Annotated in this window: 15 protein-coding genes; 11 read left to right on the top strand and 4 right to left on the bottom strand. The window is 71.2% G+C overall.

Features of this window, described 5'->3' with window-relative positions:
• Positions 1-50 precede the first annotated feature (50 nt).
• Complete coding sequence (locus E1288_RS13185) at positions 51-1,142, top strand: D-alanine--D-alanine ligase family protein (protein WP_132484744.1); 1,092 nt, start codon at positions 51-53, stop codon at positions 1,140-1,142.
• A gap of 301 nt (positions 1,143-1,443) precedes the next feature.
• Here the strand turns inward: E1288_RS13185 and E1288_RS13190 are convergent, their stop codons facing one another.
• Positions 1,444-1,977: a DUF3515 domain-containing protein gene (locus E1288_RS13190; RefSeq protein WP_328592458.1), complete on the bottom strand. Its 534-nt coding sequence runs from the start codon at positions 1,975-1,977 to the stop codon at positions 1,444-1,446.
• 214 nt (positions 1,978-2,191) lie between these two features.
• The gene (locus E1288_RS13195; protein ID WP_132484746.1) at positions 2,192-2,425 is read right to left on the bottom strand and encodes an Lrp/AsnC ligand binding domain-containing protein; all 234 of its coding nucleotides are present in this window, start codon (positions 2,423-2,425) and stop codon (positions 2,192-2,194) included.
• A gap of 97 nt (positions 2,426-2,522) precedes the next feature.
• Between E1288_RS13195 and E1288_RS13200 the strand changes: the two genes are divergently transcribed.
• Positions 2,523-3,488: a thiamine-phosphate kinase gene (locus tag E1288_RS13200; protein WP_132484748.1), complete on the top strand. Its 966-nt coding sequence runs from the start codon at positions 2,523-2,525 to the stop codon at positions 3,486-3,488.
• An 82-nt stretch (positions 3,489-3,570) separates the two neighbouring features.
• Here the strand turns inward: E1288_RS13200 and E1288_RS13205 are convergent, their stop codons facing one another.
• Positions 3,571-4,788, bottom strand: a complete 1,218-nt coding sequence (locus tag E1288_RS13205; protein WP_235883528.1) for an MFS transporter — start codon at positions 4,786-4,788, stop codon at positions 3,571-3,573.
• 489 nt (positions 4,789-5,277) lie between these two features.
• Here E1288_RS13205 and E1288_RS13210 point away from each other — a divergent pair, with 489 nt between their 5' ends.
• On the top strand, positions 5,278-5,952 hold the full coding sequence (locus tag E1288_RS13210) for a uracil-DNA glycosylase (RefSeq protein WP_132484752.1): 675 nt from the start codon (positions 5,278-5,280) through the stop codon (positions 5,950-5,952).
• Positions 5,953-6,274: 322 nt separating this feature from the next.
• The gene (locus E1288_RS13215) at positions 6,275-6,862 is read left to right on the top strand and encodes an Rv1733c family protein (protein WP_132484754.1); all 588 of its coding nucleotides are present in this window, start codon (positions 6,275-6,277) and stop codon (positions 6,860-6,862) included.
• 276 nt (positions 6,863-7,138) lie between these two features.
• On the opposite strand, the gene rpmB is transcribed toward E1288_RS13215, so the two are convergent.
• Complete coding sequence (gene rpmB / locus E1288_RS13220) at positions 7,139-7,330, bottom strand: 50S ribosomal protein L28 (RefSeq protein WP_093262649.1); 192 nt, start codon at positions 7,328-7,330, stop codon at positions 7,139-7,141.
• A gap of 288 nt (positions 7,331-7,618) precedes the next feature.
• Between rpmB and E1288_RS13225 the strand changes: the two genes are divergently transcribed.
• The 7 genes from E1288_RS13225 (at position 7,619) to E1288_RS13255 (ending at position 18,309) form a co-directional block, all read left to right on the top strand.
• On the top strand, positions 7,619-9,169 hold the full coding sequence (locus tag E1288_RS13225) for a DAK2 domain-containing protein (RefSeq protein ID WP_132484756.1): 1,551 nt from the start codon (positions 7,619-7,621) through the stop codon (positions 9,167-9,169).
• A 183-nt stretch (positions 9,170-9,352) separates the two neighbouring features.
• Positions 9,353-9,691: a GntR family transcriptional regulator gene (locus E1288_RS13230; RefSeq protein WP_132484758.1), complete on the top strand. Its 339-nt coding sequence runs from the start codon at positions 9,353-9,355 to the stop codon at positions 9,689-9,691.
• 50 nt (positions 9,692-9,741) lie between these two features.
• Entirely contained in the window at positions 9,742-10,692 is a 951-nt protein-coding gene (locus E1288_RS13235; protein WP_165968091.1) for a DUF1648 domain-containing protein, read from the top strand.
• A gap of 11 nt (positions 10,693-10,703) precedes the next feature.
• Positions 10,704-11,588, top strand: coding sequence for a CPBP family intramembrane glutamic endopeptidase (locus tag E1288_RS13240; protein WP_132484762.1), 885 nt, complete (start codon positions 10,704-10,706; stop codon positions 11,586-11,588).
• A 100-nt stretch (positions 11,589-11,688) separates the two neighbouring features.
• On the top strand, positions 11,689-12,150 hold the full coding sequence (locus E1288_RS13245; protein ID WP_132484764.1) for a hypothetical protein: 462 nt from the start codon (positions 11,689-11,691) through the stop codon (positions 12,148-12,150).
• Between the two features lie 84 nt (positions 12,151-12,234).
• Positions 12,235-14,472, top strand: coding sequence for an ATP-dependent DNA helicase RecG (gene recG / locus E1288_RS13250; RefSeq protein WP_132484765.1), 2,238 nt, complete (start codon positions 12,235-12,237; stop codon positions 14,470-14,472).
• Between the two features lie 459 nt (positions 14,473-14,931).
• Positions 14,932-18,309, top strand: coding sequence for a pyruvate carboxylase (locus E1288_RS13255; RefSeq protein WP_132484766.1), 3,378 nt, complete (start codon positions 14,932-14,934; stop codon positions 18,307-18,309).
• Positions 18,310-18,325: the final 16 nt, after the last annotated feature.

Genomic DNA, 18,325 nt, shown 5'->3' on the forward strand with positions numbered 1-18,325 from the left:
GGTCAACCTTTGTGAAACGGGCCTTCGGCACGGCAGGTAGGGTCCGGCGCATGACACAGCGCAAGACCCGGGTGGCCGTCGTCTTCGGCGGGCGCAGCACCGAGCACGGCATTTCCTGCGTGTCCGCCGGTAGCGTGCTCGCGCACCTGGACCAGGACCGCTTCGAGATCCTGCCGGTCGGCATCACCCGAGAGGGCGCCTGGGTGCTCGGCACCGACGACCCGAAGCAGTTGGAGATCCGGGACCGCCAGGCACCCGAGGTCGCGCCGAACACCGCGCTCGCGCTGCCCGGTGACCCCACCCGCCGCGAGCTGGTACTGCTGGAGCCGGGCCGCGGCGGCGAGGTGCTGTCGTCGGTCGACGTGGTGTTCCCGGTGCTGCACGGCGCGTTCGGCGAGGACGGCACCATCCAGGGGCTGCTGGAGATGGCCGACGTGCCCTACGTCGGGGCGGGCGTGCTCTCCAGCGCCGTGTCGATGGACAAGGAGTACACCAAGAAGCTGCTCGCCGCGGAGGGCCTGGGGGTGGGGCGCTTCGAGGTGCTGCGCCGCGATCAGGCCACGCTGGACGAGCGGCAGCGCGAACGGCTCGGGCTGCCGGTGTTCGTCAAGCCGACGCGGGCCGGATCGTCGCTGGGCATCACCAAGGTCACCGACTGGGCGGACCTGGACGCGGCGATCGCGGAGGCGCGGCGCACCGACCCGAAGGTGATCATCGAGTCGGCGGTGGTGGGCCGCGAGATCGAGTGCGGCGTGCTGGAGTTCCCGGACGGCCGGATCGAGGCGTCGTTGCCCGCCGAGCTGCGGGTCACCGGCGAATCCGACTGGTACGACTACGAGTCCAAGTACCTCGACGACGTCACCGAGTTCGACATCCCGGCCAAGATCGGCGACGACGCGATCGAGGAGCTGCGCGCCGCGGCGGTGCGGGCCTTCCGCGCGCTGGACTGCCAGGGCTTGGCGCGGGTCGACTTCTTCCTCGCCGAGGACGGCGAGCTGATCGTCAACGAGGTCAACACGATGCCGGGCTTCACGGCGATCTCGCTGTACCCGCGGATGTGGGCGGACACGGGCGTCGACTACCGGACCCTGCTGACCACCCTCGTCGAAACGGCGATCTCCCGGGGCACCGGCCTCCGCTGACCCGGCGGTTTCCGCGGCCTGTTTCCAAACTCGTTTTGCGTGGCGGTGCAGGTGGCGGCCCCCCTGCGGGAGTTACAGACGCCGCCTGGCTGTGGGATCCCCGATTTATGTATGCCCAATACACGGCATCGGGGCTGTCCTCGCCAGGCGACGTCTGAGAACCCGCGGCGGTGCGAGTCGCGTAGGCGGGCTAAGCGGCTTCGCCGCTTCAAAGAACAAAAGCCCGCGCTACCACACCCGACTGCACCACCTCCAAAACAGCCGCTGGAGCAGCACAAAACGTGCACGGCCTTTTGGCGCGTCAGGGGAAGACCGGCTGCTTGGGGAAGGTGTTGCGGAGGATCTCGGAGAGGTCCTGGATGGGGCCGGTCCCGGTGCCCTCAGGGGCGGTGAGCGCGACGTACACGGGGCGGTCGACCGCCAGCCACGAAGTGTCGCCGCCCTGGTTGATCTCAAGCCAGCTGACGCCGGAGACGTCCAGCAGCTGCGCCGTCGGCGTCAGCTCCTGCGGCGCGTCGATGCCGCACCGCACGGTCAGCGGGTCGTGCTTCGCATCTCCCCACGCGACGGTTCCCGCCGGCGCCGGCTCCGCCAGCGCGCGGCGCGGCACGAGCGCGTCGCCCACGGCCAGCTCGCGCGGCAGCGCTTCGAGCACCGCCGCGCACTCCGGCGACGACGCCTTCGGCGCCGGGACGGGCGCGAGCGGAAGCGGCCCGCTTCGCCGGGCCGCCTCCGCTTCCGCTTGGGCTTGCTGCGCCTGGTGCTCGCCGTACCAGCCGTACGCGCCGACGCCGGCGACCGCCAGGGCGAGGAGTGCGCCGAGCGTGATCGCCACGATCAACACCGGCCGGGGCAATCCGGGCGCTGATTGGTGAACCACGTCGTCCACTACAGCACGGCCGCCGCCAGGTGCGGTCACCGGCCCGGCCGTGCTCCACTCTGGTGCGGGCTGCCCACCCGCGCTTTCCTCGAGCGGCGCCGCCGCCCGGGGTGGCTCGCGCCGCTGCGGGAGATCTCCGGCGACGCGCGACCAGTTCAGTGACGGATCGTCACAGGTGCACCACGGGGCAGGTCAGGGTGCGGGTGATGCCTTCGACGTTCTGGATCTTCGCCACGACCATCTTGCCGAGCAGGTCGACGTTCTCGGCCTCGGCGCGCACGATCACGTCGTACGGGCCGGTGACGTCTTCGGCGCTGATGATGCCGGCGAAGTCCTTGATCTCATTGGCGACCGTGGCGGCCTTGCCGACTTCGGTCTGGATGAGGATGTATGCCTGAACCACGGCGTGCCCCTTCGTGTGGCCGATGTGCTCGGGGTAGGAAACTGGCAGAAAGCTACCCCATCGGACCGAGCGGATGCTCAAGGAAGGAAGGTCCCAGTTGGGTCCTGATTCATCGCAGGACGCACAGACCGTTTCCCAGCTGGGTGAGTTCGGCCTCATCGATCGGGTTACGGCCGGGCGGCCGCAGTCACCTGGCACGTTGATCGGGCCGGGCGACGACGCCGCGGTCCTGGCGGCCCCGGACGGCCGGGTGGTGGCCGCAACCGACGTGCTGGTCGAAGGGGTGCACTTCCGTTTCGACTGGTCGACACCGGAGCAGGTGGGCCGCAAGGCCGTCGCCGTGAACCTCTCGGACATCGCCGCGATGGGCGCGGTGCCGACCGGTCTGCTGGTGGGCCTGGCCTGCTCCCCGGACCTGCCGACGAACGTGGCCGACGAGCTGTCCGCGGGCATGTGGGAAGAAGCACAGCGGGTCGGCATCGGCATCGTCGGCGGAGACATGGTGTCGGCGACCTCACTGACGATCTCGATCACAGCGCTGGGCGACCTGCAGGGCCGGGAGCCGGTCACGCGGTCGGGCGCGCGGCCGGGGGACGTGGTCGCGGTGGCCGGGCGGCTGGGCTGGTCGGCGGCCGGTTTGGCCGTGCTGGGGCGGGGTTTCCGCTCGCCGGTCGCGGTCGTCGGCGCGCACCGCGTGCCGGAGCCGCCGTACGCGGCGGGGCCGCAGGCGGCCGTCGCGGGCGCGACGTCCATGGTGGACACCTCGGACGGGCTGCTGGCCGATCTCGGGCACATCGCCGAGGCGTCGCAGGTGGCCATCGACGTCCGGACCGAGCAGGTCGAGGTGCCGCAGCGGCTGACCGAGGTCGCCTCGGCGCTGGGCGCGGATGCCCGGCACTGGGTGCTCACCGGCGGCGAGGACCAGGCGCTGGCCGCGACGTTCCCGCCGGGACGTCCGCTGCCGGAGGGCTGGCACGCAATCGGCGTGGTCGCCGAGGGCGCCGGTGTCACGGTGGACGGTGGCGAGTACGAGGGCCCGGCGGGCTGGGAGCACTGGCGTTGATGCGGGATCGCCGAGGGCTTCCCCGAACGCGGAGAACCCCGATGCGCCACTGGCGCATCGGGGTTCTCCGCGTTCGGGGCGACTAGCTCGCCGAGGAACTCGCCGGGGCGGGCGCGTCCTGCATCAGCGGCTTGTTCGCCGTCTCCTTCATCAGCAGGATCGGCACCAGCGCCACCAGGGCCGCGGCCATCAGGTAGAACGCCGGGAACATGGTGTTGCCGGTCGAGGTGACCACGGCGTCGTTGACCAGCGGCGCGGTCCCGCCGAAGGCCGCCGTGGAGATGTTGTACCCGATGCAGAAGGCCGCGTAGCGGACCTTCGTCGGGAACATCGCCGGCAGCGTCGCCGCCAGCGGCCCGATCAGCTGCACGTGCCCGATCGCCAGCAGGCCCAGCCCCAGGATCGTGGTCAGCACGGTGCCCTGGGAGATCAGCATGAACGCCGGGATCGGCAGCACGATGAAGCAGATCGCCGCGGACAGGAACAGCGGCTTGCGGCCGATCCGGTCCGACAGCGCGCCCACCGGGGTGATGATCACCAGCATGAACAGCACCGTGAGCAGCAGCGGGACCAGGACCTGGTACTCCTGACCGTCCTCCACGTGGAGCGTGTTCTTGAGGTACGTCTCCATGTAGGTCAGGATCGTGTAGTTGGCGATGTTGATCAGCACCACGATGCCCATCAGGATCAGCAGCTGCCGCCACCATTCCTTGATCAGGTCCTTCAGCGGCGACTTGGCCACCTGGTGCGTCGCTTCCAGCTGCTTGAACGCCGGCGTGTCCTCCAGCTTGCTCCGCAAGTAGAGGCCGACTGCGCCGAGCGGACCGGCGATCAGGAACGGAATGCGCCAGCCCCAGCTTTCCATCGAGGCGCTGTCGAGGTTCAAGATCAGGATCGTCGGCACCAGCGCGCCGAATCCGAATCCGACGAGCGTGCCGAATTCCAGCCAGCTACCCCAGAAGCCGCGGCGGCGGTCCGGTGCGAACTCGGCGATGTAGGTCGCCGCGCCGCCGTATTCGCCGCCGGTCGAGAAGCCCTGCAGCAACCTGCACAGCAGCAGGAGCATCGGCGCGAAGACGCCGATGGCCTCGTAAGTCGGCAGCAGACCGATGACGAACGTCGATCCGGACATCAGCAGGATCGTCAGCGCCAGCACCTTCTGCCTGCCGATCCGGTCGCCCAGCGGGCCGAAGAACAGGCTGCCCAGCGGCCGGAACAGGAAGGAGATCGCGAAGACGCCGAAGGCCGAGATGGTCTCGAGCGGGCCGGGGAAGAACTGGTGGCCCACGTATGCGGCCACATATGCATATACGCCGAAGTCGTACCACTCCGTGCAGTTGCCGATTGCCGCTGCGCCGACCGCGCGACGGAGCAGAGAGCGCTGCTCGGCTGATGTTTCGGCTGATTCCTGCGAAGTCATGAGTTTGCGGCCCACCTCCGGGTCATGCCATCCACCCTTGCGGTCTTCAGAACTCCGGTGAACCTAGCCGAGCGGCCTTGAGGAGGCCACCAAAAGACGTGGATTGCGTTATTGCGATGTTATTTCCTATATGCAAAAGGTCACCGATCGAGCGGTCCGCGCGTTGTGCCGGAGTGTCGCCGATTTGACAGCCGAATTCGGCGGATGACTAGCGGAAATGGTGCTTTCGTGTGACAACCGGATACGGGTGTGCGCCATATCGCCTGGCATGTTACTTCCATCGAGTGTGACGTGCGACACATTGACCGTTCGAAGTCGATCTCGGGGGTTGTCCGGAGGGCGATCTTGGTAGCTCGCTAGGGTGCTCGGATGGTCGCACAGCCGTTGCACGAACTCGTGGAGGCCGGGTGGGCGAAAGCCCTGGAGCCGGTCGCCGATCAGATCAAGAAGATGGGCGAGTTCCTGCGCACCGAGGTAGCCGAGGGCCGGACGTACCTGCCCGCCCCGGAGCACGTGCTCCGCGCCTTCCAGCAGCCGTTCCACGACGTGCGGGTGCTGATCGTGGGCCAGGACCCGTACCCGACGCCCGGGCACGCGGTCGGCCTCAGCTTCTCCGTCGCGCCCGGCGTCGCGCCGCCGCGCAGCCTGGTCAACATCTACCGCGAGTACACCGAGGACCTCGGCCACCCCACGCCCTCCGGGGGCGACCTCACGCCGTGGACCGAGCGGGGGGTGCTGCTGCTCAACAGGGCGCTGACGGTCCGGCCCCGCAACCCCGGTTCGCACCGGGGCAAGGGCTGGGAGGAGATCACCGCGCAGGCCATCCGCGCGCTGGCCGCGCGGGAGGAGCCGCTGGTGGCGATCCTCTGGGGCCGCGACGCCCGCGACCTGCGCCCGCTGATGCCCGGCGTGGAGTGCGTCGAATCGCCGCACCCGAGCCCGATGTCGGCCGACCGCGGCTTCTTCGGTTCCCGCCCGTTCAGCCGGGTGAACGAGATCCTCGAACGCCGCGGCATGGAACCCATCGACTGGAAGCTGCCGTAGAAGGGTTTCTGCTGGCCTTGCTCAGCGGTGCAGGTGGCGGAACCTCAGACGCCGCCTGGACTGTGGGAGCCCCGACTTACGTATGACCAATACGCGGCGTCGGGGCTGTCCTCGCCAGGCGACGTCTGAGAACCCGCGGCGGCGCAAGTTGCGAGCGTGGCGAAAGAGAAAGCGGCTGCGCCGCTTGCCTGACCGCCCAGTATCGCCGAGCAAGCCCCGGCGCGGGCGCGTTTTGCCTGTTCGCGGCGTATGGATTTCGGTTCCGCCCGGTCGTACATTGGCCCTTGCCGGATGATGCGTTCAGGGCGGAAGAAGGCTCGTCATGAGAGCCGGCCGGAACGGCAGCGAGCTGCGGTGCCTGATCCGCAGGATCTTTCCGGGCGCGAACCCGCTGCGGCGGCGCACCGACTACTTCGAGCCCGCCGCGCTGCTGCTGGTCGCGCTGATCGCGGTCGCCACGGTGGTGGCGGCCCTGTTCGTCGCGCAGTCCGAGCTGCGCGGTCGGCTCGCCGACGTGGATCGCGAGCAGACGGCCAAGCACCAGGTGGTGGCGACGGTCGTCGCCGAGCTCGGCGCCGGCGCCGGGAACGCGCACCGGCCGGTCGCGGTGCGCTGGGGGCAGCCGCCGGACGAGCGCTTCGCCGTCATCGAGCTACCGGCCCGCGCCCCGGCGGCCGGAACCGTCCCGGTGTGGCTGGACCAGCAGGGCCGGCCGACCTCGCCGCCGCTGACCCGCGCCGAGGCGACCCAGGCCGCAGGCATGGCCGGGGCGAGCGTGCTGCTCGGATCTGCGCTGGTCACCACGATCGCCCTGATGGGGGCCCGGTTGATCGTGACCCACAGGCGGCTCGCAGCCTGGGCCGCGGAGTGGGAGAAGGTAGGCCCCCAATGGCGCAACCACGCCTCATGAACGGTACGTGGTCCTTTTGCGTGGCGGTGCGGGTGGCGGAACCTCAGATGCCGCCTCGGCTGCGGGATCCCCGACTTGTGTATGCCCAATACACGGCGCTGGGGCTGTCCTCGCGAGGACGACATCTGAGAACCCGCGGCGGTGCAAGTCGCATGCGTGGTGAGAGAGGAAGCGGCTCGCGCCGCTTGCCTGGCGGCGAGGCGTCGCTCAGTGCATTGACGGAGCACGCAGAAAGCCCCGGGGCGTTGGGCCCCGGGGCTTTGCGCGCAGTCGAGTTCAGCCGCGGACGACCTTGCCGGCCTTCAGGCAAGAGGTGCACACGTTCATGCGCTTGCGCTGCGAAAGGCCGATCTTGGCGTGCACGGTCTGAATGTTCGGGTTCCACCGGCGCTTGGTCTTCCGGTGGGAGTGCGAGACCGAGTTGCCGAAGCCTGGTCCCTTACCGCAGACGTCGCAGACGGCAGCCACGTCAGACACCCCTTAACTTTGCTTGACGGTTACAGCGATGAGAGCCGCAAGCGCACCACGGCCGCATCAGCCTCGCGTGAGCGCTCACTGTCCACCGCCGTGACCGGCGGCCTCAGCCCGGAGAACCCGGTTGCCCGGGGTCATCGCCACCCTGGGACCGGATCAGTGTAGCCCACCGGCGGAGGCGCTTCCGGCGGTGGGGGCGAGTGCCGATGCGTGCCGAACCTGGCGCGGACAGCGACTAGTCTCGGACAATCCGATCGTAGGTGGCTGCGTGGGAGGTCGCGGGTGTTGCGGACGCTGACTGCGGCGGCTGCCCGCCGGTGGGCCGACCTGGCGCTGGCCGGGCTGGCTGCCGAGCGCGACGCGATCGACCGGATCAACGTCTACCCGGTCGCCGACGGCGACACCGGCACCAACCTGCTGCACACGATGCGCGCGGCGGTGGACGCACTCGACGCGGTCGAGCCGGACACGCTCGGCGGCGTGCTCGCCGCGCTGTCGAAGGGCGCGCTCGGTGGCGCGTGCGGGAACTCCGGCGTGCTGCTTTCGCAGGCCCTGCGCGGCATCGCCGAGTCGTTGCGCGACGTCGCCGAAGCCGATGGCCGGGCGTTCGGTGCGGCGTTGGCCCGCGCGGACGAGCTGGCCAGGCAGGCCGTCGCCGAGCCCGTAGAGGGCACGGTGCTGTCGGTGTTGCGCGCCGCAGCGCTCGCGGCCGGGGCCGGCGAGCTCGACGCGGTCGTGCATCGCGCGACCCGGGCCGCTGTCGACGCGTTGGCCGCCACTCCGGGCCAGCTCTCGGTGCTCTCCGACGCCGGCGTCGTCGATGCCGGCGGGCGGGGCCTGGTGATCATGCTCGACGCTTTGCACGCGGTGGTGCGCGATGGCGAGCGGCTCGCGCCGGAGGCGCCGGTGGCGGGCGACTCGGGTGTGCTGGAGCACGAGTCGCAGCACGAGTACGAGGTCATGTACCTGCTGGCCGACACCGATCAGGACCGGGTCGCGGCGCTGCGCGATGCGTTGTGCGCGCTCGGCGACTGCGTGTCGGTGGTCGGTGACGGCGCGGACTCCTGGGCCGTGCACGTGCACTGCGACGACATCGGGGCGGCGATCGAGTCGGGCATCGGGACCGGGCGCGTGCACAAGATCAAGGTCACCCGGTTCGCCGACCAGCAGGCCGCGTTCGCGCGGGACGTCGCCGTGCTCGCCTGCGTCACCGACGACGTCCTGGGGGATCTGTTCGCCGCCGAGGGTGCGGATGTGCTGGTCGGCGGCGCGGAGCTGACCGAGGAGCGGCTCCGCGAGGCGTTCGTCGCGACCGGCGCCGCGCACGTCGTCGTGCTGCCCAACGACGCGGCGACGGCTGCTGCGGTGGAGAGGGTCGGCGCGATCGGCGAGGGGCAGGACGTGGTCGTGGTGCCGATGGCGTCGCCGGTGCAGGGGCTGGCCGCGCTCGCGGTGCACGATCCGACCCGGCGCCGGGCCGCCGACCAGGTGGCGATGGCCGAGGCGGCGGCCGCGACGCGGCGCGGCGAGCTGCGCATCGCCGATGCCGAGGCGCTGACCTGGGTCGGCCGCTGCCTGCCCGGCGACGTGCTCGGGCTGATCGACGGCGAGGTCGTGCTCATCGGCGACGACGTGCCCGCCGCGGCCCGCGAGCTCGCCACCAGGATGCTCGCCACCGGTGGCGAGCTGCTCACGGCGCTGGTCCGGGCCGATGCCCCGGACGGCCTGCCGGATGCGCTGGCCGGGCACCTCCGCCACGCCCATCCCGAGGTCGAGTTCGCCCACTACCCGGGCGGGAACCTCGACGCGCTGCTGCTCATCGGCGTCGAGTAGCACCTCCGCCGCGTTCGCCCGCATCGCTCCGATGTTGTCGTGTTTTGCCTGGTCAGGACCGTGTGCACTTCTTGCTGCTATGGCGACAAGAAGTACGCACGGGTCCTGACCTGCGCGGACGGTGAGGCTGCTGGCAGGCAAGAAGTGAATGGTGCTAGTGTCATTGGCACCATGTTGCTTTCGTTGGATTTGCACGATCAGCGGCCGCTGCACGAGCAGGCGGCTGACGCCATCCGGCGCGCCATCACCGACGGCGAGGTCTCGCCGGGCGATCGGCTGCCACCCGCGCGGGACCTGGCGGTCGCGCTGCAGATCAACCCCAACACCGTGCTGCGCGCGCTGCGCGAGCTGCGCGAAGAGGGGCTGCTCGAGTTCCGCCGCGGGCGCGGCGTCACGGTGCTGCGCCGACCGGATGCGAAGGCCGCGCTGCAGCGGAAGGTCGGCGAGCTGCTGGCCGAGGCCGAGCGCCACGGCTATCGGCCGGACGACGTCATCGAGTGGATCAGGCAGGGGGAGAGATGAGGGATTCATCCGGGCCGGAGTCGGGTGGCCCACTAGACGCAGGAGGCGAAATGACCTACCGCACCCGGTTCCTGGCCGCCTCGGGCCTCTGGGTCGTGGCCGTGGCGGCGGTGCTCTACTTCGGCATCCGGGCCTTCCGCGACCGGCTGCCCGATCCGATCGCGTCGCACTGGGGCTTCGCCGGCGCGCCGGACGACTCGACGTCGCTCGCGAGTTTCCTGATCTTCGTCCCGGTCGGCTGGCTGGTGCTCGGGTCGGCCGCAGCCGGGTACGGCGCGCGCGGCTGGCGGCGACGGCGCACCCGGGCCGCCGCGGGCGCCATCATCGCCACCGGCGCGCTGTTCATGATCGGCCTGGCGGCGCTGACGGTGTGGGCGAACCTCGACGTCGCCGAGTGGCGGCAGGCGCGGTCGATGAACTGGCAGGTGATCCCGGTGCTGCTGATCGCGGCGCTCGCCGGCCGGCTCGGCTGGCTCGCCTTCCACCGGGGGCCGGACGAGGCGGCGCAAGACGCGGACGAGGGACCGGAGCTGGCGCTGAAGCCGGGTCAGCGGGCGGTGTGGCTGGCGTCGGTGTCGAGCCCGGCGCTCCGCGCGGGTGGCTGGCTCGTGCTGCTGGCCGCGGCCGCGGCCGCCGTCTTCCTGCCCTGGCCGATCGTGCTGGCCCCGCTGCTGGCGGGCGCGGCCTGCCTTGCCCTGTCCTCGGCGCGGGTGCAGATCGACGAGCGCGGGGTCCGGGTCGCGTTCGGTCCGCAGCGCTGGCCGTCCCGGCTGATCCCGCTGGCGAAGATCGACGGCGCGCGGGTCGAGACCCGGCGTCCGCTGGAGGTCGGCGGCTGGGGCTACCGGGCCCTGCCGAGCAGCACCGCGATCATGCTGCGCGGCGGCGAATGCCTGGTCCTGCGGCTGACCTCCGGCCGCGACTTCTACATCAGCGTCGACCACGCCGAACGCGGCGCGGAACTGATCAACGCGCTCGTCACCGAACGCTCGGCGCTGTGACGGGAGACAACGTGGGACGTCGCGATCTGTGGGTGTACTTGCTGGTGGCGCTGGGCGGCGCGTGGCTGGTCGCGCTGCCGCTGTGGCTCGCGGGCGGCCTGGGCAGCGGTTTCCCGTGGCTCGCCGGAGTCATGATGTTCACGCCGACGCTGGGCGTGCTCGCGGTTCGGCTGCTCGACCGCCGCGTGCCGGCCCGCGAATGGGCCCGCGCGACCGGCCTGACCTTCGGGCCGCGCAAGGGGCGCACGGTCGTGCTGCTGCTGGCCGCCTGGCTCGGCCCGCCGCTGATCAGCGCGGCGGCCGTCGCACTCAGCGCGGCCGTCGGGGTCCTCGCGGTGGACTTCGACTTCAGCCTGATGCGCGAGGCCATGGGCGGCGCCCCGCCGATCGGCGTCGGGACGATCGTGCTGATCCAGCTGGTGTCGATGGTCCTGTTCGTGCCGCTGATCAACTCGGTGCTGGCCTTCGGCGAGGAGTGGGGCTGGCGGGGCTGGCTGCTGCCGCGGCTGACGGAGTTCGGCACCTGGCCCGCGCTGCTGCTCTCCGGCCTGGTCTGGGGCGTCTGGCACGCACCGCTGACGCTGCTCGGCTACAACTACCCGCAGCTCGGCCCCTGGGCGGCGGTCCTGTTCACCGGGTTCTGCGTGATCTACGGGGTGCTGATGGGCTGGCTGCGGCTGTACTCGGGCAGCGTCTGGCCCGCGGTGCTGTGCCACGGCTCGTTCAACGCGTCCGCCGGGCTGCCGATGATCCTGGGTTCCGCGGCCGAGCCGCCGAACGTGGTCATCGCCGGGATCACCGGCCTGGTCGGCTGGGCGCTGATGGCCGCGCTGGCGCTGCTCGTGACGCGCCGGTGGCGCCTGGACCGGGCCCCGCAGCCGGTCGCGGCCGCCTGACCAGCCCCGGCCCGGTCGGCGATGCCCGGCCGGGCCGACCGGTGGCGGCGGCCTGGCGCTACTGTCGTTACTGGTCGTCGACTGTCCCGGGGAGCGTCCAGTGAGTGTCCGAAGCCGGTATCTGTGGTTCGTCGGTGGCTGGACCGTGCTCATCGCGCTGCTGATGATCGTCGTCCCGCTGCTGCTGCGCGCCCGGTTGCCAGAACCCATCGCGATCGAGTGGACGTCGTCGGGGGCGCCGAAGAGTTCGAGCTCGCTGCGCGACTTCCTGTTCGACAAGCTCGTCTGGTGGCTGGCGGTAGCCGCGGTGTGGAGCGTGTTCGGGGTCCGCGGGGTGCTGCGGCGGCGCGGCCTGGCCTGGGCCGGGGCGGCGCTGGGCGTCTTCGGCTCGCTGATGCTCGGCACCGTCGTGCTGACCACGCTCACCAACCTGGACGCCCCGGACTTCCGGGACACCGTCGATCTCCACGCGCAGGGCTGGCTGCTGCTGGGCGGTGCGCTCGCGGGCTGGCTCGGCTGGCGGCTGGGCAGCCAGAGCGCGCGGGTCGCCGCCACCGACTGATCGGCTCGTCGGTGCCGTCCGATAACTTGCGGGTGCCTGCCCGGCGGGAGGACCGGTGACGATGCGCACGGCGGAGGACATGCAGTGACCACATTGGACGCGAAGCTCGACCGGGTGCTCGGCGCCAAGACCGGCAAGGCGCTCGATTCGGCGCTGGGCCTCGTCACGGTGGGGGATCTGCTGCGCCACTACCCGCGCCGCTACGCCGAGCGCGGCGAGCTGACCGCGATCGCCGGGCTGGAGCTCGGCGAGCACGCCACGGTGCTCGCGCAGGTCGAGCGGGTCAGCAAGCGCACCATGAAGTCCCGCCGCGGCACCATCGTCGAGGCCCGGATCACCGACGGCCACCGCTCGCTGAGCTGCACGTTCTTCAACCAGGCGTGGCGGGAGCGGGAGCTGCTGCCGGGGCGGCGCGGCATGTTCGCGGGCAAGGTCACCGCCTTCCGCGACCAGCTGCAGCTGGCGCACCCCGAGTACCAGCTCTTCGACGCGGACAAGACCGATCTCGGTTCGGCGGCCGAGGAATTCGCCTCCGCGGTGCTCCCGGTCTACCCGGCCGCGCAGGGCCTGCCGTCGTGGTCCATCGCGCGGTGCGTGGGCCAAGTGCTGGACGTCTGGGACGGCGCCGAAGACCCGCTCCCGGCGGAGCTGCGCGACCGGATGGGGCTGGCCGATCTCGAGTCGGCGCTGCGCAAGATCCACCGCCCGCAGAACTTCGGCGACGTCCAGGCCGCGCAGGACCGGCTGAAGTGGGATGAGGCGCTGGCGGTGCAGCTGGCGCTCGCGCAGCTGCGCGGCGCGGCGAAGTCGCACCCGGCGCCGGTGTGCCGGATGCGCGACGACGGCGTCCTGGCGGCGTTCGACCAGCGGATGCCGTTCGAGCTGACCAAGGGCCAGCAGGAGATCGGCGAGCAGATCGCCGCCGATCTGACCACCGAGCACCCGATGAACCGCCTGGTGCAGGGCGAGGTCGGCAGCGGCAAGACGGTGGTGGCGCTGCGCGCGATGCTGCAGGTGGTGGACTCCGGCCGACAGGCGGCGATGCTCGCGCCGACGGAGGTGCTCGCCGCGCAGCACGCCCGCTCGCTGCGCGAACTGCTCGGCGATCTGGCGATGGCCGGCGAGCTCGGCGGCGCGGAGAACGCCACCCGCGTCACGCTGCTGACCGGCTCGCTGAACGCGGCGCAGCGCAAGAAGGCCTTGCTGGAGGCGGCTTCCGGCGAAGCCGGGATCGTCGTCGGCACGCACGCGCTGATCCAGGACCGGGTGTCGTTCGCGGATCTCGGCCTGGTCGTGGTGGACGAGCAGCACCGCTTCGGCGTCGAGCAGCGCGACGCGCTGCGGGCGCGCGGCGGGGACGACGCGTCGCCGCACGTGCTCGTCATGACCGCGACGCCGATCCCGCGCACGGTGGCGATGACGGTCTACGGCGACCTGGAAACCTCGGCGCTGCGGGAACTTCCGCGCGGCCGCTCGCCGATCAGCACGAGCGTCGTTCCGGTGGCGGAGAAACCGGCCTGGCTGGACCGGGCCTGGGCGCGCATCCACGAGGAGGTCGCGGCCGGGCACCAGGTCTACGTGGTGTGCCCGCGGATCGGCGACGACGAGGAGAACCCGGGCAAGGGCAAGAAGAAAGCGGCGAAGTCCGCTGTGGACGACAGCGACGGCGGCGGCGAGGAGCCGCCGCCGGAGGACGGCGAGGAGCGGCGGCCGCCGCTGGCGGTGCTCGACGTCGCGGAGCAGCTCGCGGCCGGGCCGCTGGCGGGCCTGCGGCTGGGCATCCTGCACGGCAGGCTGCCCGCCGACGACAAGGACGCGGTGATGCGCGCCTTCGCCGCGGGCGAGCTCGACGTGCTGGTCGCCACCACCGTCATCGAGGTCGGCGTCAACGTCCCGAACGCGACGGTCATGGTGATCATGGACGCCGACCGGTTCGGCGTCAGCCAGCTGCACCAGCTGCGCGGCCGCGTCGGCCGGGGCAGCGCGCCGGGCTTGTGCCTGCTGGTCAGCGAGGCGATGGCGGGTACCACGACGCGGGACCGGCTGGACGCGGTCGCCTCCACCACGGACGGCTTCGAGCTGGCCCGCCTGGACCTGGAACTGCGCCGCGAGGGCGACATCCTCGGCGCGGCGCAGTCGGGCCGGAAGTCGGGGCTGAAGATGCTGTCGCTGCTGCGCGACGAGGATGTGATCGCCCAGGCCCGCGAGGAGGCGGACCGGGTGGTCGGCGAGGACCCGCGGCTGCGGAACCACGTGGGCCTGGCCCGGATGGTCGCGGAGGTCGTCGACGCCGAACGCGCGGAGTACCTGGAGAAATCCTGAATCGGGGTGCCATGGCACCCCAGGTCAGGAGCCGTGAGTGCTTTGGGGCGCCATAGCACCCCAAAACACTCACGGGTGGCGTCACCGGGCGCAGTCCCGTCGGCAGGACCGCGAGGGTCAGGTCCGGCAGTGGGCGAACAGCGCCCGGCCAGTACCAGGTCGGGCGAAGCGTTCGAGCTTTCCAGCGCCATCCACGGTGTTGTGGTCTTCTGTGGCCGGCAGCCGCCGATCGGGCGGTGATCCCGAGCGGGCGCCACGCCTGGGCTCCAGTAAGAGATCGAAAATTCGAATCAAGCGAAATTTTCACCTATTTCTTTTGGTCTAGACCTTGCTTCGATCCGGTATTTGGGCAGGTCATAAAGGCCCCGAGGTGTCCATCACCTGAGAGGTTCTCCCGGTTAGAGGAATTTTCGCGGTACGGTGCTCACACCGACCGACACCTGCCCAGGAGGAGCCGGCATGTTCCGCAAGGTCCTCGTCGCGAATCGCGGCGAGATTGCGATCCGCGCGTTCCGCGCCGCGTACGAACTAGGCGCGGGCACGGTCGCGGTGTTCCCTCACGAAGACCGCAACTCGCTGCACCGCCTGAAAGCCGATGAGTCGTACGAGATCGGCGAGCCTGGGCATCCCGTCCGCGCTTACCTGTCCGTCGAGGAGATCGTCAAGGCCGCCCGCGAGGCCGGCGCGGACGCCGTCTACCCCGGCTACGGCTTCCTCTCCGAGAACCCCGAACTGGCGCGCGCCTGCCGGGAAGCCGGGATCACCTTCGTCGGCCCCAGCCACGAGATCCTGCAGATGACCGGCAACAAGGCGACCGCGGTCGCCGCCGCCCGCGAGGCAGGCGTGCCGGTGCTGGACTCCTCGGCGCCGTCCCGCGAGATCGGCGAGCTGCTCACCGCCGCCGAGAGCATGACGTTCCCGGTGTTCGTCAAGGCCGTCGCCGGTGGCGGCGGGCGCGGCATGCGCCGCGTCGACAACCCCGCCGGGCTGCGCGAGGCGCTGGAAGCCGCGATGCGCGAGGCCGAATCGGCCTTCGGCGACCCGACGGTCTTCCTGGAGCAGGCGGTCATCAACCCGCGGCACATCGAGGTGCAGATCCTCGCCGACGCCGCGGGCAACGTGATCCACCTCTACGAGCGCGACTGCTCCGTGCAGCGCCGCCACCAGAAGGTCATCGAGATCGCCCCGGCGCCGAACCTGGACCCGAAGCTGCGGGAGCGGATCTGCGCCGACGCCGTCGCCTTCGCCCGCAAGATCGGCTACGTCAACGCGGGCACCGTGGAGTTCCTGGTCGACGAGCAGGGCCGCCACGTGTTCATCGAGATGAACCCGCGCATCCAGGTGGAGCACACGGTCACCGAGGAGGTCACCGACGCCGACCTGGTGCAGTCGCAGCTGCGCATCGCCGCCGGCGAGACGCTCGAAGACCTCGGCATGACGCAGGACGCGATCCGGTTGCGCGGCGCGGCCCTGCAGTGCCGCATCACCACCGAGGACCCGGCCAACGGGTTCCGCCCGGACACCGGCATGATCAGCGCCTACCGCTCGCCGGGCGGCGCGGGCATCCGGCTCGACGGCGGCACCGCGTTCGCCGGCACCAGCGTCAGCGCGCACTTCGACTCGATGCTGGTGAAGCTGTCCTGCCGGGGCCGCGACTTCGCCACCGCCGTCGCCCGCGCCCGCCGCGCGGTCGCCGAGTTCCGGATCCGCGGCGTGTCCACGAACATCCCGTTCCTGCAGGCGGTGCTGGACGATCCGGACTTCGCCGCGGGCAAGGTCACCACGTCGTTCATCGGCGAGCGGCCGCACCTGCTCACCGCCCGCCACTCGGCCGACCGCGGCACCCGGCTGCTGAACTACCTCGCCGACGTCACCGTCAACCGGCCCAACGGCGAGCGCCCGACCACCCCGGACCCGGTGCACAAGCTGCCTGCGATCGACCTGTCGGTGCCGCCGGCGGCCGGCTCCAAGCAGCGGCTCACCGAGCTCGGCCCGGAGGGCTTCGCCCGCTGGCTGCGGGAATCCAAGGCCGTCGGCGTCACCGACACCACCTTCCGGGACGCCCACCAGTCGCTGCTGGCGACCCGAGTACGCACCCGCGACCTGCTCGCGGTCGCGCCGCACGTGGCGCGGCTGACGCCGGAGCTGCTGTCCCTGGAGTGCTGGGGCGGCGCGACCTACGACGTGGCACTGCGGTTCCTCGCCGAGGACCCGTGGGAGCGGCTGGCGAAGCTGCGCGAGGCCGTGCCGAACATCTGCCTGCAGATGCTGCTGCGCGGCCGCAACACGGTCGGCTACACGCCTTACCCGACCGAGGTGACCGAGCACTTCGTGCAGGAGGCCACCGACACCGGCATCGACATCTTCCGCATCTTCGACGCCCTCAACGACGTCGAGCAGATGCGCCCGGCCATCGAGGCGGTGCGGGCCACCGGGAAGTCGGTCGCCGAGGTCGCGCTGTGCTACACGGCCGATCTGTCCAACCCGGACGAGAAGCTGTACACGCTGGACTACTACCTGCGGCTAGCCGAGCAGATCGTCGACGCAGGCGCGCACGTGCTGGCGGTCAAGGACATGGCCGGGCTGCTGCGCGCGCCGGCGGCGGCGAAGCTGATCTCCGCGCTGCGCAAGGAATTCGACCTGCCGGTCCACGTGCACACCCACGACACGCCGGGCGGCCAGCTGGCCACCTACCTGGCGGCCGTCCAGGCCGGGGCGGACGCGGTGGACGCCGCGACGGCGTCGCTGGCCGGCACCACCTCGCAGCCCGCGCTGTCGTCGGTGGTGGCCGCCACCGACCACACCGAGCAGGCCACCGGGCTGGACCTGCAGGCGGTGTGCGACCTGGAGCCGTACTGGGAGTCGGTGCGCAAGGTCTACCAGCCCTTCGAGGCGGGCCTGGCGTCGCCGACCGGGCGCGTGTACAAGCACGAGATCCCCGGCGGCCAGCTGTCGAACCTGCGCACCCAGGCGGTCGCGCTCGGGCTGGGCGAAAAGTTCGAGGAGATCGAGGCGATGTACGCCGCGGCCGACCGGATCCTCGGCCGGCTGGTCAAGGTGACCCCCTCGTCGAAGGTGGTCGGCGACCTGGCGCTGCACCTGGTGGGGGCCGGCGTGGACCCGGCCGACTTCGAGGCCGACCCGCGCAAGTTCGACATCCCGGACTCGGTGATCGGGTTCCTGCAGGGCGAGCTCGGCGAGCCGCCGGCGGGCTGGCCGGAGCCGTTCCGCACCCGCGCGCTGGCGGGCCGCACCGCGGTGCGCAAGCTCGCGGAACTGTCCGATGAGGACCGCGAGGGGCTCGTCTCGGACCGCCGGAGCACCCTGAACCGGCTGATGTTCGCCAAGCCCACCAAGGAGTTCACCGAGCACCGCGAGGCGTACGGCGACACCTCCCTGCTGCGCAGCAAGGACTTCTTCTACGGGCTGCGCGCGGGGGAGGAGTACTCGGTGGACCTGGAGCCGGGCGTGCGGCTGCTGATCGGCCTGGAAGCGATCAGCGAGCCCGACGAGCGCGGCATCCGCACCGTGATGGCCATCCTGAACGGGCAGCTGCGGCCGATCCAGGTCCGCGACCGCTCGGTGGCCACGAACCTGCCGGTCGCGGAGAAGGCCGACCGGTCCAACCCCGGCCACGTGCCGGCGCCGTTCGCGGGCGTGGTGACGCTGTCGGTCGGCGAAGGCGACGCGGTGGAGTCGGGCCAGACGATCGCCACCATCGAGGCGATGAAGATGGAGGCGGCGATCACGGCCCCGCAGGGCGGCCGGGTGAAGCGCCTGGCGATCGGCGCGGTCCAGCAGGTCGAGGGCGGCGACCTGATCATCGAACTCGGCTGATCGGAACCACGAAAGC

Source organism: Saccharopolyspora elongata, from assembly GCF_004348985.1.
GTDB lineage: Bacteria > Actinomycetota > Actinomycetes > Mycobacteriales > Pseudonocardiaceae > Saccharopolyspora > Saccharopolyspora elongata.